Annotated in this window: 16 protein-coding genes; 3 read left to right on the plus strand and 13 right to left on the minus strand. The window is 60.0% G+C overall.

The genetic code is table 11. From position 1 onward, the window contains the following. The first annotated feature begins 6 nt into the window (after window positions 1-6). The 3 genes from xseA (at window position 7) to leuA (ending at window position 4214) form a co-directional block, all read left to right on the plus strand. Complete coding sequence (gene xseA, locus RB216_RS24135) at window positions 7-1386, plus strand: exodeoxyribonuclease VII large subunit (protein WP_028617838.1); 1380 nt, start codon at window positions 7-9, stop codon at window positions 1384-1386. Between the two features lie 3 nt (window positions 1387-1389). Then, window positions 1390-2211: a M23 family metallopeptidase gene (locus RB216_RS24140; protein WP_068937981.1), complete on the plus strand. Its 822-nt coding sequence runs from the start codon at window positions 1390-1392 to the stop codon at window positions 2209-2211. Between the two features lie 323 nt (window positions 2212-2534). Next, on the plus strand, window positions 2535-4214 hold the full coding sequence (gene leuA / locus RB216_RS24145; RefSeq protein WP_016977678.1) for a 2-isopropylmalate synthase: 1680 nt from the start codon (window positions 2535-2537) through the stop codon (window positions 4212-4214). 160 nt (window positions 4215-4374) lie between these two features. Here leuA and RB216_RS24150 read toward each other — a convergent pair whose 3' ends face one another. The 13 genes from RB216_RS24150 to fdx all read right to left on the minus strand — a co-directional run bounded on the left by RB216_RS24150 (window position 4375) and on the right by fdx (window position 16292). Further along, window positions 4375-5166 carry an amidohydrolase gene (locus RB216_RS24150; protein WP_308907979.1) on the minus strand — a complete coding sequence of 264 codons (792 nt, stop codon included), beginning with the start codon at window positions 5164-5166 and terminating at the stop codon, window positions 4375-4377. Next, window positions 5154-6302 carry a pyridoxal phosphate-dependent aminotransferase gene (locus RB216_RS24155; protein ID WP_028617842.1) on the minus strand — a complete coding sequence of 383 codons (1149 nt, stop codon included), beginning with the start codon at window positions 6300-6302 and terminating at the stop codon, window positions 5154-5156. Before RB216_RS24155 ends, RB216_RS24150 begins: the two co-directional genes overlap by 13 nt. A 121-nt stretch (window positions 6303-6423) precedes the next feature. After that, window positions 6424-7893, minus strand: a complete 1470-nt coding sequence (gene der / locus RB216_RS24160; RefSeq protein ID WP_016977675.1) for a ribosome biogenesis GTPase Der — start codon at window positions 7891-7893, stop codon at window positions 6424-6426. A 134-nt stretch (window positions 7894-8027) separates the two neighbouring features. Further along, a complete protein-coding gene (gene bamB, locus RB216_RS24165) occupies window positions 8028-9179 on the minus strand; it encodes an outer membrane protein assembly factor BamB (RefSeq protein ID WP_122728709.1) in 1152 nt (383 codons plus the stop codon). After that, window positions 9172-9813 (minus strand): YfgM family protein, encoded by a 642-nt coding sequence (locus RB216_RS24170; protein WP_016977673.1) that lies wholly within the window; start codon window positions 9811-9813, stop codon window positions 9172-9174. The genes bamB and RB216_RS24170 overlap by 8 nt, the downstream gene beginning before the upstream one ends. A 41-nt stretch (window positions 9814-9854) precedes the next feature. Continuing rightward, a complete protein-coding gene (gene hisS / locus RB216_RS24175) occupies window positions 9855-11144 on the minus strand; it encodes a histidine--tRNA ligase (RefSeq protein WP_027605419.1) in 1290 nt (429 codons plus the stop codon). A 23-nt stretch (window positions 11145-11167) separates the two neighbouring features. Further along, a complete protein-coding gene (ispG, locus tag RB216_RS24180; RefSeq protein WP_003175952.1) occupies window positions 11168-12277 on the minus strand; it encodes a flavodoxin-dependent (E)-4-hydroxy-3-methylbut-2-enyl-diphosphate synthase in 1110 nt (369 codons plus the stop codon). A 2-nt stretch (window positions 12278-12279) separates the two neighbouring features. Further along, window positions 12280-13269 (minus strand): RodZ domain-containing protein, encoded by a 990-nt coding sequence (locus tag RB216_RS24185; protein WP_122685585.1) that lies wholly within the window; start codon window positions 13267-13269, stop codon window positions 12280-12282. Beyond that, window positions 13269-14027, minus strand: a complete 759-nt coding sequence (gene pilW / locus RB216_RS24190) for a type IV pilus biogenesis/stability protein PilW (RefSeq protein WP_305382696.1) — start codon at window positions 14025-14027, stop codon at window positions 13269-13271. The genes RB216_RS24185 and pilW overlap by 1 nt, the downstream gene beginning before the upstream one ends. Window positions 14028-14039: 12 nt before the next feature. Beyond that, a complete protein-coding gene (gene rlmN / locus RB216_RS24195) occupies window positions 14040-15188 on the minus strand; it encodes a dual-specificity RNA methyltransferase RlmN (protein ID WP_308907980.1) in 1149 nt (382 codons plus the stop codon). A gap of 29 nt (window positions 15189-15217) precedes the next feature. Beyond that, window positions 15218-15643: a nucleoside-diphosphate kinase gene (ndk, locus tag RB216_RS24200; protein ID WP_003175956.1), complete on the minus strand. Its 426-nt coding sequence runs from the start codon at window positions 15641-15643 to the stop codon at window positions 15218-15220. Window positions 15644-15735: 92 nt separating this feature from the next. Then, a complete protein-coding gene (gene iscX / locus RB216_RS24205; protein WP_003238461.1) occupies window positions 15736-15936 on the minus strand; it encodes a Fe-S cluster assembly protein IscX in 201 nt (66 codons plus the stop codon). A gap of 14 nt (window positions 15937-15950) precedes the next feature. Then, window positions 15951-16292 carry an ISC system 2Fe-2S type ferredoxin gene (gene fdx, locus RB216_RS24210; protein ID WP_015885743.1) on the minus strand — a complete coding sequence of 114 codons (342 nt, stop codon included), beginning with the start codon at window positions 16290-16292 and terminating at the stop codon, window positions 15951-15953. Window position 16293: the final 1 nt, after the last annotated feature.

The raw sequence follows: 16293 nt of genomic DNA on the forward strand, positions 1-16293 counted from the left end.
CCGCCCATGATTAAAGATCCTTTTGCCCGTTTGGGCCTGGACCGCGAAGTCCTGACTGTCAGCCAGCTGAACGGCCGTGCGCGGGTGTTGCTGGAAGACGTGTTCACCAATATCTGGGTCGAAGGCGAGATCTCCAATCTCGCCCGCCCGGCCTCTGGCCATGTGTATTTCACCCTCAAGGACAGCGGCGCCCAGGTGCGTTGCGCGCTGTTTCGCAACAACGCCGCGCGGGTACGCCAGGCGCTGAAGGACGGCCTGGCGGTGAAGGTACGCGGCAAGGTTTCGCTGTTCGAGGGGCGTGGTGATTACCAACTGATCCTCGACACCGTGGAGCCAGCCGGTGATGGGGCACTGCGCCTGGCGTTCGACGCGCTGAAGGAAAAGCTCAGCGCCGAAGGCCTGTTCAGCGCCGAGCGCAAAGTGCCGCTGCCGGCGCACCCTCGGCGCATCGGCATTATCAGTTCGCCGACCGGCGCGGTGATTCGCGACATCATCAGCGTGTTCCGCCGTCGTGCGCCAAACATTGAACTGACCCTGATCCCCACCGCCGTGCAAGGCCGCGAAGCCATCCCGCAGATTGTGCGCGCACTGAAACTGGCAGATGCACGCGGCTTCGATGCGCTGATCCTGGCCCGTGGCGGCGGCTCGCTGGAAGACCTCTGGTGCTTCAACGAAGAAGCCGTAGCCCGCGCGGTGGGCGCCTGCGTCACGCCAATCGTCAGCGCTGTCGGCCATGAAACCGATGTATCCATCAGCGACTTCGTGGCCGACGTACGCGCCCCTACCCCTTCTGCTGCTGCTGAATTACTGGCACCGGACGCCAGCCATTTGGTGCGCCAGGTCGAGAACCTGCACCGCCGCCTGGTGATGCTGATGCGCAATCGCCTGAGCCATGACCGCCTGCGACTGGAGGGCATGGCGCGACGCCTGCGTCACCCGGGCGAACGTCTGCGTCAGCAAGCCCAGCGCCTCGATGACCTGGACATGCGCCTGCGCCGTGCGTTCGAGCGCAGCCTCAATACCCGCCGTGAGCGCCTGATCCGCCTGGAAACCCGCCTCGCCGGCCAGCACCCCGGTCGCCAACTGGCACTGCTGCGCCAGCGCCTGGAGAGCCTCGCCGAACGCCTGCCCCGCGCCATGCGCGAAGGCCTCAAGGCGCGCCGCCTGCAACTGCAGAGCCAGGTGCAGACGCTGCAGGTGGTCAGCCCGCTGGCGACCTTGGGCCGCGGCTACAGCATCCTGCTGGACGAGCGCGGCCAAGCGATTCGCAATGCCGCGCAAACCCACACCGGCCAGCGCCTCACCGCGCGTCTCGGTGAAGGCCAATTGCAAGTGCGGGTGGAAGACAACCACCTGACACCCGTCACCCTTTCGTTATTGGATTGATTGATGCCACGTCTCTTTAGCCTGCTGATGTTGTTTTGCCTCGCCTTCAACGCCAACGCCGACAGCTACATCACCCGTACCTTGAACAAGCCAGTGCCGGGTGGCGTTGCCGTGGTTGAGCTGGGCCCCGCAGCAGCGGCGCCAAAAGCCACCTATCAGGGCAAGCCGGTGCTTGTGGTGAAAGAGGCGGACAACTGGCTGGCGATTGTCGGTATTCCATTGACGGTCAAGCCAGGCAACGAACGCATCAGCAGCGGCGGGCGCAACCTGCCGTTTATCGTTGGCTACAAGAAGTACCCGGAACAACGCATCACCCTGAAAAACAAAAGCCAGGTGAACCCCGACCCGGCGCAGCTGAAACGCATCGAGGCGGAGCTGGCGGTGCAGATCAAGGCTTACCGAAGTTTCAGCCCGAACCTGCCGAGCAACCTGGTGCTGGACAAACCGGTAAACGGACCGCTGTCGAGCAAGTTTGGCGTGCGGCGGTTCTTCAACGGTGAAGAGCGCAATCCCCATTCGGGCCTGGACTTTGCCGTGCCGGCCGGTACACCGATCAAGACGCCGGCCAACGGCAAAGTGATTCTGGTAGGCAACTACTTCTTCAACGGCAATACCGTGTTCGTCGACCACGGCCAGGGCTTTATCAGCATGTTCTGCCACATGTCGAAGATCGACGTGAAAGTCGGTGACCAGCTCGCGCGTGGCGCCGTGGTGGGTAAAGTCGGTGCCACAGGCCGCGCGACCGGGCCGCACATGCACTGGAACGTCAGCCTGAACGACGCGCGAGTCGACCCGGCGATCTTTATTGGCGCGTTCCAGCCCTGAAACGCTCGATTGCGCGCCTGATAATGGGCGCGCAATTAAAACCAACCCTCGACAAATCCTCAGGCACAAAATCTCGTTTTCTACGTGAATAGCAGAACTTCTCTCAATTTTTCGCGACTGCTTGCCATCTTTCACCCCGACGGTTAGGGTTGGGCTTATGAAAACCTCTCACACCCTCATTCAGCTCCGCCAGCACCGCAGCCTGTGCCTCGTCAGCGCACGACTGCCAGGCTGAATCGATCTGCCTCGTCCCGCGATTTATCCCCAATAACAGTTCCACGGCAGGCCGCCTTTTCTCGGCCCCTACAACAAAGGATTTCCCGATGAGCATGCTCAAAGACCCGTCTTCGAAGTACCGTGCGTTCCCGACCATCGACATCCCGGACCGCACCTGGCCGTCGAAGACCATCACCGAAGCGCCGATCTGGTGCAGCTCGGACCTGCGTGATGGCAACCAGTCGCTGATCGAGCCGATGGACGCGGTGAAAAAGCTGCGTTTCTGGAAGACCCTGGTTGCCGTCGGCGTGAAGGAAATCGAAGCCTCGTTCCCCGCCGCCTCGCAAACCGACTTCGACTTCGTACGTACCCTGATCGAAGACAACCACATCCCCGAGGACACCACCATCCAGGTGCTGACCCAGGGCCGTGAAGACTTGATCGCACGCACCTTCGAATCCCTGCGCGGCGCCAAGAAGGCCATCGTGCACTTGTACAACGCCACGTCGCCGTCCTTCCGCCGCATCGTGTTCAACCAGGACAAGGACGGCATCAAGGCCATCGCGGTCAACGCGGCCAAGCTGTTCGTCAAATATGCCGCCCAGCAGCCGGAAACCCAGTGGACCTTCGAATACTCCCCGGAGACCTTCAGCGCCACCGAACTGGAGTTTGCCAAGGAAGTCTGTGATGCGGTGATCGAGGTGTGGAACCCGACGCCTGAGCACAAGATGATCCTCAACCTGCCGGCTACCGTGGAATGCGCCACGCCGAATATCTATGCCGACCAGATCGAGTGGTTCGGTCGCCATATCAACCGTCGTGACAGCGTGATCATCAGCCTGCACACCCACAACGACCGTGGCACTGGCGTTGCCGCAACCGAGCTGGGCCTGATGGCCGGCGCCGACCGTGTCGAAGGCTGCCTGTTCGGCAACGGCGAGCGTACCGGTAACGTCGACCTGGTCACCGTGGCTCTGAACATGTACACCCAGGGCCTCGACCCGCAGCTGGACTTCTCCGACATCGACGGCGTGCGCAAGGTCGTCGAGGAATGCAACCAGATCCAGGTGCACCCACGTCACCCGTACGTGGGCGACCTGGTGCACACCGCGTTTTCCGGCTCTCACCAGGACGCGATCCGCAAAGGTTTCTCCCAGCAGAAAGACGATGCGCTGTGGGAAGTGCCTTACTTGCCGATCGACCCGGCCGACATCGGCCGCAGCTACGAGGCGGTGATTCGCGTGAACAGCCAGTCGGGCAAAGGCGGCATCGCCTACCTGCTGGAGCAGGAATACGACATCAGCTTGCCGCGTCGTATGCAGATCGAGTTCAGCCAAGTGGTACAGGCCGAAACCGACCGTGTGGGCCTGGAGATGACAGCGCCGCAGATCTACGCCTTGCTGCAGCGTGAATACCTGCAAGCCAACACCCCGTACGCGCTGGTCAGCCATCGCCTGCAGGAAGAAAACGGTAACAGCTTTGTTGAGGTGGAAGTCTCCGGCAAGGGCCAGGGCGAAACCAACCTGCACTGGAAAGGCAAAGGCAACGGCGCGTTGGAAGCGCTGGTGGCAGGCCTGCCGATTGGTGTGGAGATCATGGACTACAACGAACACGCAATCGGCGCAGGCACCAACGCCAAAGCCGCGGCCTACATCGAGCTGCGTGTGAACGGTGAGCGTCCGGTGCATGGCGTGGGTATTGATGAAAACATCACCACCGCCAGCTTCAAGGCGCTGTTCAGCGCGCTGAACCGTTCGCTGAGCCAGCAGGAAGCCAAGGCGGCGTAAGCGTTTCGCTGTCATACAAAAGGCCCCTGGGTAAGAACCCAGGGGCCTTTCTGTTTCCGGACCTTGTAGGAGCGAGCGTGCTCGCGAAAAACGCAAGGGCACCGCTGGCTACCTGATAGCGCTGCGTTATCGTTAAGGTTTTTCGCGAGCAAGCTCGCTCCTACAGGAACTGGAAGCTGTCAGCATCCAAGTTGGCTGGAAACCGGGTGCGATACGCCGCCAATTCCGCCGCGTCCAGGCTCACCTGAAATACGCCGTCCGCTTCCCCCGCACTCAGCAGGGTCTCACCCTGGAAGTCCAACACCTGGCTGTCCCCAGTGTAAGCAAAGCCCTTCCCATCCGTGCCCACCCGATTCACTGCCGCCACGTAGCACAGGTTTTCAATAGCCCGCGCCGGCAGCAGCCGGTTCCAGTGTGAACGCCGCGCACCCGGCCAGTTGGCGGTGTACAGCAGCAGGTCGGTGTCCTGGGCGTCGCGGCTCCATACCGGGAAGCGCAGGTCGTAGCAAATCAACGGGCGAATACGCCAACCCTTCAATTCGAACTGCACCTGGTGTTCGCCCGGCGTGTAGTGATTATGCTCACCCGCCATGCGGAACAGATGGCGCTTGTCGTAATGCAGCGCCTCGCCATCCGGCCGCGCCCACAGCAGGCGGTTGCGGTGGCTGCCGTCGGCGGCCTGGATGATCACACTGCCGGTAATCACCGCGTTGTACTTCGCCGCCTGGGCCTGGAGCCAGTGATGGGTCGGGCCGTTTTCAGGCTCTGCAAGGGCTTGCGACTCCATCGAGAAGCCTGTGGTGAACATCTCGGGCAACACAATCAGGTCGGCGCCTTTGGCTTGCTCCAACAGCAGTTCGAAATGTTCGAGGTTGGCCTGGCGGTCATGCCAGGCCAGGCTGGTCTGGACCAGGGCGATGTTCAGGTTCGGCAGTGCACTCAGATCACGCATAGTTTTTCCGCCGCTTGGCGCAGCGTTTCCTCGCGTTTGGCAAAGCACAGGCGCACCAGGCGCTGGCCTTGGGGTGGGGTCTGGTAAAACACCGAAACCGGGATGGTGGCCACACCGTGTTCGCGGGTCATCCACAAGGACATGGCGACGTCATCCAGGTCCGGGCGGATCTGTGAGTAATCCACCAGTTGGAAGTAGGTACCGGTCACTCGGGTAAAGCTGAAACGGGACGGCGCCAACAGGTCGCAGAACAGGTCACGCTTGGCCTGGTAGAACGCCGGTAATTCGTCGACGTGTTCCGGGTGTTCGGCCATGAAGTCGGCCAGCGCGTATTGCAGTGGGGTCACGCCGCAGAAATTGACGTATTGGTGCACTTTACGCAATTCGGCGGTGAGGGCTGGCGGTGCGACGACATAGCCGGTTTTCCAGCCAGTGACGTGATAGGTCTTGCCAAAAGAGCTGACCACAAACGCGCGCTGGTAGAGTTCTTCGTGGGCCAACACGCTGACGTGAGACACGCCGTCGAATACCAAGTGTTCGTAGACTTCGTCGCTGACCAGATAGATATCACGGTCACGGATCAGTTCGGCCAATTGGTCCAGCTCGGCGCGGCTGATCAAGGCACCTGTAGGGTTGTGCGGGGTATTGAGAATGATCATGCGCGTGCGCGGTGACAGCGCCGCCTTGACCTTCTCGAAGTCGAGGGTAAAGCCGTTCAGGCTCAGTTGCACATGCACGCAGCAACCGCCAGCCAGCTCCACCGAAGGCTCATAGCTGTCGTAGCTGGGGTCGAACACGATCACTTCATCGCCCGTGCGAATCACTGCCTGGATCGCGCAGAAGATTGCTTCGGTGGCGCCAGGGGTGATGGTCACTTCACTGTCGGCATTGACCGTGGCGCCGTAACTGCGGGCAATCTTGGCGGCCACCTGCTGACGCAGCACCGGCAGACCGGTCATAGGGGCATATTGGTTGTGACCGAGGGCGATGTGCTTGCCCACCGCGTCGAGCAAAGCCTGGGGGCCATTGAAGTCCGGGAAGCCCTGGGACAGGTTGAGCGCGCCGGTTTCGGCCGCGAGCTGCGACATGGTGGTGAAAATGGTCGTGCCGACATTCGGCAGCTTACTGGTGATCATCGAAAGGCCCCTGCAGATGAGCCCCAAGTTTTAAGCTGCCAACTGCACCGGGTCAAGGCACAAACCACCGCGCACAAAAAAGGGCTCCAAAGGAGCCCTCTCTCACGACTTGAAGCTGCCGTTATTTCTTGTCACGGCGCTTCTTGTCGGCCTTCTTGTGGTGAGTCATCAAACGACGCTTCTTGTTCACCTGACGGTCAGTCAGTGTGTTCTTGTTGCCTTCGTATGGGTTCTCGCCCCCCTTGAACTCGATACGGATCGGCGTACCGACCAGTTTCAAGACACGGCGGTAGGTGTTTTCCAGGTAACGCACATAGGACTTCGGCACCTTCTCGATCTGGTTACCGTGGATCACGATAATCGGCGGGTTGGCACCACCCAAGTGGGCGTAACGCAGTTTGATCCGGCGGTTGTTGACCATCGGCGGCGCATGCTCACCAACGGCGTCTTCCAGGATCTGGGTAAGGCGATTGGTCGGCCAGCGGGTGACCGCAGACTTGAACGAGTTCTGTACGGACGCGTAGAGGTTGCCCACGCCGGTGCCGTGCAGTGCCGAGATAAAGTGGATATCGGCGAACTCGACGAAGAACAGGCGGCGTTGCAGCTCGATCTTGACGAAATCGCGCTCGCTCGGCGTCATGCCGTCCCACTTGTTGATCGCGATCACCAGTGCCCGACCGGCCTCCAGGGCAAAGCCCAGCAGGTTGAGGTCGTGGTCCACCACGCCTTCGCGGGCGTCCATCACAAAGATCACCACGTTGGCGTCTTTGATCGCCTGCAGGGTTTTCACCACCGAGAACTTTTCAACTTCCTCGTGGATCTTGCCGCGCTTGCGCACACCGGCGGTGTCGATCAGCGTGTACTTTTCCTCGTTGCGTTCGAACGGGATGTAGATGCTGTCGCGGGTGGTGCCGGGTTGGTCGTAGACGATAACCCGGTCTTCACCGAGCATGCGGTTGACCAGCGTCGACTTGCCGACGTTAGGGCGGCCGATGATGGCGATCTTGATACCGTCTTTTTCGCTCGGGCCAGGAATGCGCTTGGCTTCCTCGCCTTCGGCAACGATTTCCTCTTCGCCTTCTTCTTCCTCGACATCATCCTTAGGGAAATCGCGCAGGGCAATTTCCAGCATCTGGGTGATACCGCGACCGTGAGCGCCGGCGACCGGAATCGCATCGCCCAGGCCCATCGGGCTGAATTCGGCACGGGCCGCTTCAGGATCGATGTTGTCGATCTTGTTCGCGACCAGATAGGAACGCTTGTTGCGCTTGCGCAGGTGCTCGCCAATCATTTGGTCAGCAGCGGTGTAGCCCGCACGGGCGTCCACCAGGAACAACACGACATCGGCTTCTTCAATGGCGAGCAGAGACTGCTCGGCCATCTTTTCGTCCATGCCATGCTCGTCACCAGAGATACCACCGGTGTCGACAATAATGTAGGAGCGCCCTTGCCACTTTGCCTCACCGTATTGGCGATCACGGGTCAGACCGGACAAGTCGCCGACGATGGCGTCGCGAGTCCTGGTCAGGCGGTTGAACAAGGTGGACTTGCCGACGTTAGGTCGGCCCACCAGGGCGATTACGGGAACCATGCGGCTCTCCACTTCGTTATTTCAGAAAATACAAAAGCCGCTGCAGGGCAGCGGCTGGTGCTCGGGGCAGCATAATCAAATGCCGCATGCCCCGCCGAAGCGGGGCCGCCTGGGTGTTACCCCAAGCATAGTTCTTACTTGATGGTCAGGGCTTCCAGCTTGCCGCTGTTGCCAAACACATAAAGCATGTTACCCACGACCAGCGGACGCGCACGCAGGCCGTCGCTGTCGATACGCTCGCGACCCACGAAGCGACCGTCCACCTGGCTCAGCAGGTGCAGGTAGCCTTCGAAGTCACCCACGGCGACGTAGCTGGAGAACACTTCCGGTGCCGACAGTTGACGGCGAGCCAGGGAGTCGTTGCTCCACAGCGCGGTAGTGGAACGTTCGTCGACACTTTCAACGGTGCCGGACGAGAGGCTTACGTAGACGCTGCCAAACCCTTGGGCGACACCGGCGTAGCTGGAAGCATCACGCTGCCAGTTAACGCGACCGCTCTGCAGGTCCAGTGCGGCAACACGGCCCTGGTAGGTAGCGACGTAGAGGGTTTCACCGGACAGCAGCAGGCCGCCGTCGATGTCCACTACGCGGTCCAGCTCGGAACGACCTTGCGGGATGGCCACACGGGTTTCCCAGGCCGGCACGCCGTTCTGGGTATCCAGGGCGACCACTTTACCGGTCGACAGGCCTGCAACGGCCAGATTGTTGGTCACAATCGGACCACTGGTACCGCGCAACGTCAGCACCGCTGGGGTGCTGTCGTACAACCAACGCTGTTCGCCAGTGCTGGCGTCGAGGCCGATTACACGGTCGTCCTGGGTTTGCACCACGACGATATCGCCGTTGGTGGCAGGCGGTGCAAGGACTTCACTGGTCACACGAGCGCGCCATTTCTCTTCACCGGTGCTGGAGTCCAGGGCCACGACTTCGCCTTTCAGCGTGCCGAGCATCACCATGCCGTAACCCACGCCGACGGCGCCGGAGACTGGCAATTCGAGGTCTTTCTTCCACTTCACGTCGCCGTTCATGCGATCCATGGAGATCACCACGCCGGTCACGTCAGCGGCCACAATGTTGTCACCGTCGATTGCCGGTACCAACATGTTGTAGGTGTCGCCCTGACCGTCACCGATGGAGCGGCTCCACTGCTTTTGCAGGACCACTTCTTCCTTGAAGCTGGTCAGCTCGGCCGGAGGCAGTTCTTTTTTACTGTTGCTGCTGCAACCCGCGGCCAGAACGGCCAGAGCCAGCAATGCTGCATGTTTCCAACGGATCACGTCACGCATCCCCTTTGGCCAAGTCGTCCAGCTTGATTTGTAAGCCACCGACCGCCGCTTCATCAGACAGCGCCGCCTTGGCTTTTTGGTACGCAGCATTGGCTTCGTCGGTACGACCCAATTGGACCAACAGGTCGCCCTTGAGCTCTTCGCGAGTGGCTACAAATGCCTTGTCAGCATCGCCGTCGAGCAGTTTGAGTGCTTCGTCAGCCTTGTTCTGTGCCGCCAGTACCTGAGCCAGGCGCTGACGTGCGATTTCACCCAGGGTCGGGTTGGTCGGCTTGTCGGCGATGGCCTTCAGCTCAGCGGCGGCGTCATCCAGCTTGCCGGTGTCGACCGCGACTTTCGCGACGAACAGGCTGCCGTATTGGGCGTAGGTGCTACCGCCGAATTCATTCTTCAGCTTGCCGGCCAGGTCTGCAACCTGCGCAGGATCAGGCTTGCCGTCCGGCGTCAGGGTGGTTTCCAGCAATTGCTGATAGAGGATCGAGGCGCCTTGGGACTGGTTAGCCTGATACTTGGTCCAGGCTTGCCAGCCGAACACCACCACTAAAGCCAGCAGACCGCCAGTAACCAGGGGCTTGCCGTTACGCTGCCACCAGTCCTTGAACTCGGCCAGTTGATCATCATCAGAACTCGACACCCCAATACTCCTTAATCGCTAAATTCGGCTGTTCGACAGCTTCAACCCTGCACGACGCAGGTGGCCAAGTGCGCAGCGAGCGCATCAAAGGCAATGTTCTGTTGCTCGCCCTGGCCACGCAGGGGTTTGAAACCTATCACTTGCTGGGCCAGCTCGTCATCGCCGAGGATCAGTGCATACAGCGCACCGCTCTTGTCGGCCTTCTTGAATTGGCTCTTGAAGCTGCCAGCGCCGGCATTGACTTGCAGGCGCAGGTTGGGCAGTTGGTCGCGAACCTTTTCGCTCAGGGCCAGGGCAGCCAGTTCGGCGGCCTCGCCAAAGGCGCACAGGTACACGTCCACCTGACGGGAGATCTCTTCCGGGACCTGCTCCAGGGTTTCCAGCAGCAGGATCAGCCGCTCGATGCCCATGGCGAAGCCCACGCCGGTGGTCGGCTTGCCGCCCATCTGCTCGACCAGGCCGTCGTAACGACCACCAGCACACACGGTGCCCTGGGCGCCGAGTTTGTCGGTGACCCACTCGAACACGGTCTTGCTGTAGTAATCGAGGCCGCGCACCAGCTTGGTGTTGATCACGAACGGAATACCGGCAGCATCCAGGCGAGCCTTGAGGCCCTCGAAGTGGATACGGGACTCGTCGTCCAGGTAGTCGGCCATTTTCGGCGCATTGACCAGCACGGCCTGGGTATCGGCGTTCTTGGTATCGAGGACGCGCAATGGGTTGGTCTTTAGACGGCGCTGGCTGTCTTCGTCCAACTTGTCCAGGTGGGCAGACAGGTACTCGACCAGGGCCACTTTGTAGCGGCCGCGGGATTCACTGGTGCCCAGGCTGTTGAGTTCAAGCTTGACCGCGTCGCGGATGCCCAGCAGGCCCCACAGGCGCCAGGTCAGGACGATCAGCTCGGCGTCGATGTCCGGGCCGTCGATGTTGAACACTTCCAGGCCGATCTGGTGAAACTGGCGATAACGGCCTTTCTGTGGACGCTCGTGGCGGAACATCGGGCCGATGTACCACAACTTCTGCGGCTGGCCAGCACCGGTGAGGCCATGCTCAAGCACAGCGCGAACGCAGGCGGCAGTGCCTTCCGGACGCAGCGTCAGGGAGTCGCCGTTGCGGTCTTCAAAGGTGTACATCTCTTTTTCGACGATGTCGGTCACTTCACCGATGGAGCGCTTGAACAGCTCGGTGAACTCGACGATCGGCATGCGGATCTGCTTGTAACCGTAGTTATCCAGCAGGCGCGCGACAGTGCCCTCGAAATAGCGCCACAGCGGCGTCTGTTCCGGCAGGATGTCGTTCATGCCACGAATGGCTTGCAGAGACTTGCTCACATCAAATCCTTAAATTCGTTCAATCAGCCGCGCGCGATCAGCGCTGCGTCAGCCGCGACCTTTTCGGCCGCTTTCTCGCGGATCAGCTTTTCCAGCTCATCCACCAGATTGTCATTCGTCAACTTCTGCGACGGCTTGCCGTCGATGTAGATCAGGTTCGGCGTACCACCGGTCAGGCCCACATGGGCCTCTTTGGCCTCGCCCGGCCCGTTGACCACGCAACCGATCACTGCAACATCCAGCGGCACCAGCAGGTCTTCAAGGCGCAATTCCAAGTCGTTCATGGTTTTAACCACGTCGAAGTTCTGCCGCGAGCAGCTCGGGCAGGCAATGAAATTGATGCCACGGGAACGCAAACGCAGGGATTTGAGAATGTCGTAACCGACTTTCACTTCCTCTACAGGGTCTGCTGCCAGCGAGATGCGGATAGTATCGCCAATCCCTTCGGCGAGCAGCATACCGAGACCTACCGCAGATTTCACTGTGCCTGAGCGTAAACCGCCCGCTTCAGTAATACCCAGGTGCAACGGCTGCACAATTTCCTTGGCCAGCAGGCGGTAGGCTTCTACCGCCATGAACACGTCGGAGGCCTTTACGCTGACCTTGAAGTCCTGGAAATTCAGGCGTTCAAGGTGCTCAACGTGGCGCAGCGCCGATTCAACCAGCGCCGCTGGGGTAGGTTCGCCGTATTTCTTTTGCAGGTCTTTTTCCAGGGAACCGGCGTTGACGCCGATACGGATTGGAATGCCACGGTCGCGAGCCGCATCAACCACCGCACGCACACGGTCTTCACGACCGATGTTGCCCGGGTTGATACGCAGGCAGTCCACACCCAGCTCTGCCACGCGCAATGCGATCTTGTAGTCGAAGTGAATATCAGCAACCAATGGCACCTTGACCAATTGCTTGATGCGGCCAAAGGCTTCGGCAGCATCCATGTCCGGCACGGAGACGCGCACGATGTCCACGCCGGCTGCTTCCAGACGGTTGATCTGGGCAACCGTGGCGGCCACATCATTGGTGTCGCTGTTGGTCATGCTTTGTACCGCGATGGGGGCATCGCCACCCACCGGCACCGAGCCGACCCAGATCTTGCGCGATACGCGACGTTTGATTGGAGATTCGCCGTGCATGACTATTGTCCCAACTTCAGGCGAGCGGTCTCGCCACTGGTGAACGGCGCTACGTCCACAGGCTGGCCGTTGTAGGCCACTTGCGCGCCACGGGCAAAGCCCAGACGCAGCGTCAAAGGAGGCTTGCCGCCCTGGTCGAGCGTATCTCCCTTACGCTTCAGACCGCTGAACAGCACTTTGCCGTTGCCATCGGTGACTTGCGTCCAGCAGTCAGCGATGAAGGTAATCTGTACACGGCCATCACCGGCGATCAACGCTGGGGTGGTGGGCGGCGAAATCGCAGGGGCAGCAGGAGCGGCTGGAGCGGCTGGAGCCGGAGTCGCTGGCGTCTGCACTGGAGCGGCCGGAGTGTGAGCCGGGGCAGCAGGCGTTGCAGGAGCCGGCGCGGCAGCAGTCGCGGCTGGCGCGGTTTCCGGTGCGGCTGGCTGCTCGGTGGCAGCCGGTGCTTCCGGCGCGGCCTGGCTTTCGGCAACGGCCTGGTCTTCCGGCTCATCCAGCGGGTGAATCTGGGTGGTACCGTCAGCGCTCTCGACTTCGACGTGCTCCATTGCGTTGCTGGTCAAGTCCTTGGCCCGCTGGGAGGTCTGGTCTTGCCACCAGACGAAACCGCCACCAATGACCGCGATCAGCAGCAACAGGCTGACAATTCGCAAAATCGTGTGGGAAACCCGCACCGGCTCTTCGATGCGCCCCAGGCCGTGGACATTGCTGCCCTGGGAGTCGGTGCCGGTAAATTGGTCGAATTCCTGGACCAGTATGGCTTGGTCGATACCCAGCAATTTGGCATAGGCACGGATATAGCCGCGGGCAAAGGTGTGCCCAGGCAGCTTATCGAACGCGCCAGCTTCCAAGTTGCCCAGGGACGTCGTGGTCAAATTGAGCTTGAGGGCCACTTCCGCCAGCGACCAACCATTGCTTTCGCGGGCCTGGCGCAAGGTGTCGCCTGGGTTTACGCGATTAGCTGCTACAACTTCTGGGTGCGCCGCTTTCATCATTGCTCCGACAGGTATTGCTGATATTCCGGCGTACCGGGATAGAGTCGTTCGAGTTGCTGGCCAAAACGTGCGGCCGTGTCGCGTTCTTCATGAACCGTCGCCAGGCGCACGCCGAGCAATAGACTACGTGCATTTTGCCCACTGAGCAGGCTAAAACGCTCGTAATAGTCACGTGCTGGCACATAATGCCTGTCATCAAAGGATATCTCAGCCATTTCGAGCAATGCCCGAGGCTGGCGACTGTTCAAATGCAGGGCTTTTTCCAGTTGCTGGCGGGCGCTGTCGCGTTGACCTAAGCGCATCGAGGTCACCCCAAGGTTCTCGAATACCCGCGAACGCTCAGGATAGAGGGTATCAGCGCTGGCTTGCTGGAAATAAAGGGCGGCCTGGTCATAACGCTTCTGCTCGAACAGGAAGCTGCCGTAATTGTTCAGCAGCCGCGGGTCGGCAGGACGGGAGGCCAGAGCCTTGTGGAAATACTGTTCGGCCAGTTCAGGCTCGGCCTGGGCCTGGAACACCAACGCCAGTGCGCCATTGGCGTCGGCGTCATCGCTGTCCAGCTCCAAGGCCTTCTTCAGCGGCACTTTGGCCTGTTCGCTCATGCCTTGTCGAAGGTAACCCAAGCCCAGTTGCACATAGGCAACCCGCGCCTCGTCACGGCCTTTACCGGTTTGCAAAGGGCTCTCATGACCCGATGAAACACAACCGGCCACGAGACCGGTGACAAGCAAAAGCAGCGCAAGGCGCAAGGGCATAGAGATCCTCTCTCAGATTCGATTCACAGCAATCAGCGGCAGATCGTCGGCGGCGTTCAACTCACGCCCGGCAATATAACGCTCGCTGCGGCGGGTGCGGTCCATCACCTGCCCTACCAATTGGCCACAGGCGGCGTCGATATCTTCACCACGGGTGGTGCGCACGGTGACGTTGTAGCCGGCCTGGTGCAGTTGATCCTGGAAACGGCGGATAGCGTTGTTGCTCGGCCGCTCGTAGCCAGAATGTGGAAACGGGTTAAACGGAATCAGGTTGATCTTGCACGGGGTGTTCTTGAGCAACTCGATCATCTCGACCGCGTGTTCGACCTTGTCGTTGATGTCCTTGAGCAGGGTGTACTCAATGGTCAACACTCGCTTCTCGCCCAACGTTGCCATATAGCGCTGGCAAGATTCGAGCAGCATCTTAAGCGGATACTTCTTGTTGATTGGCACCAATTGGTTACGCAATGCGTCATTCGGTGCATGCAGCGACAACGCCAGGGAGACGTCGATGTGCTTGGCCAGCTCATCGATCATCGGTACCACGCCGGAGGTCGACAGGGTCACACGGCGCTTGGAGATGCCGTAGCCCAGGTCGTCCATCATCAGGTGCATGGCCGAAATGACGTTATCGAAGTTCAGCAGCGGCTCACCCATGCCCATCATCACCACGTTGGTGATGGCACGGTCGACGGTCGCCGGGACGCTGCCAAAGGATTTGTTGGCAATCCACACCTGGCCGATCACTTCGGCGGCGGTGAGGTTGCTATTGAAGCCTTGCTTGCCGGTGGAGCAGAAACTGCAGTCCAGGGCACAGCCTGCCTGGGACGAAACGCACAAGGTGCCACGTTTGCCCTGGGGAATGTACACAGTCTCGACGCAGCTGCCGGACGCCACGCGCACCACCCACTTGCGGGTGCCGTCGCTGGAGATGTCCTCGCTGACCACTTCGGGACCACGGACCTCAGCAATGGCCTTGAGCTTGTCGCGCAGGGCCTTGCTGACGTTCGTCATGGCATCGAAATCGTCGACGCCAAAGTGGTGAATCCACTTCATTACCTGACCGGCACGGAAACGCTTCTCCCCGATTGAGTCGAAGAATTTCTCCATTTCCGGCTGGGTCAGACCCAGCAGGTTGGTTTTAACAGTCGATGTAGTCATGGATTCACCCTCACTCTTTAAGCCGATGCTTAGCGAGCGGTTACTTCAGTAGCAGCGAAAAAGTACGAGATTTCGCGAGCAGCGGCAGCTTCGGAGTCCGAGCCGTGTACAGCGTTGGCGTCGATGGATTCAGCGAAGTCAGCACGGATAGTGCCGGCAGCAGCTTCTTTAGGGTTGGTAGCGCCCATCAGCTCACGGTTCAGAGCGATAGCGTTTTCGCCTTCCAGAACCTGAACAACAACAGGACCGGAGATCATGAAGGCAACCAGGTCGCCGAAGAAACCACGAGCGCTGTGCTCAGCGTAGAAGCCTTCAGCTTCGGCTTTGGACAGTTGCTTGAGTTTCGAAGCTACAACCTTCAGGCCGGCTTTTTCGAAACGAGTGGTGATCTCGCCGATGACGTTTTTTGCAACAGCGTCAGGCTTGATGATGGAGAAAGTACGTTGAACAGCCATGGTGTAACTCCAGAAACGGTAATTTACGAAAAATTAAACCCGCGAATTATACGCGGGTTATTGGGTATTGCCTAACTGCGTAAAAAGGCGGCTCAGTCTGCTTCTTCGATCCACAGGCCTTGAATCGCCTCCAGGACCTTCTCGCCACCCCGATCAGGGATGTCATCGAAGTCCGGCAGCTCCATCACCAGATTGCGCAGCTTGACGAAGTTGACAGTCAGAGGATTGACCTCCGGATGAGCTTCAGCAAGTTGTATAGCGATTTCTTGTACATCAACCCATTTCAGGCTCATGACATTTCCTTGAATCAATGCGGCGCTTCGGCGGCATGGTTGAGGGAATATTTCGGAATTTCGACGGTGATGTCTTCCGTCCCGACCTTTGCTTGACAGCTTAGACGCGAAGTCGCTTCCAGGCCCCACGCGCGGTCAAGGAAGTCCTCTTCCAGCTCGTCAGCCTCTTCCAGGCTGTTGAAGCCCTCGCGGATGACGCAGTGGCACGTGGTGCAAGCGCACACACCGCCGCAGGCGCTTTCGATCTCGATGTGGTTGTCATGGGCAACTTCGAGGATGGACTTGCCGGTCTCAGCCTCCACGACCATACCGTCCGGGCAATGCTCGGCGTGTGGCAGAAAAATGACCTGCGGCATT

The organism is Pseudomonas canadensis, from assembly GCF_030980095.1.
Taxonomy (GTDB): Bacteria; Pseudomonadota; Gammaproteobacteria; order Pseudomonadales; family Pseudomonadaceae; genus Aquipseudomonas; species Aquipseudomonas canadensis.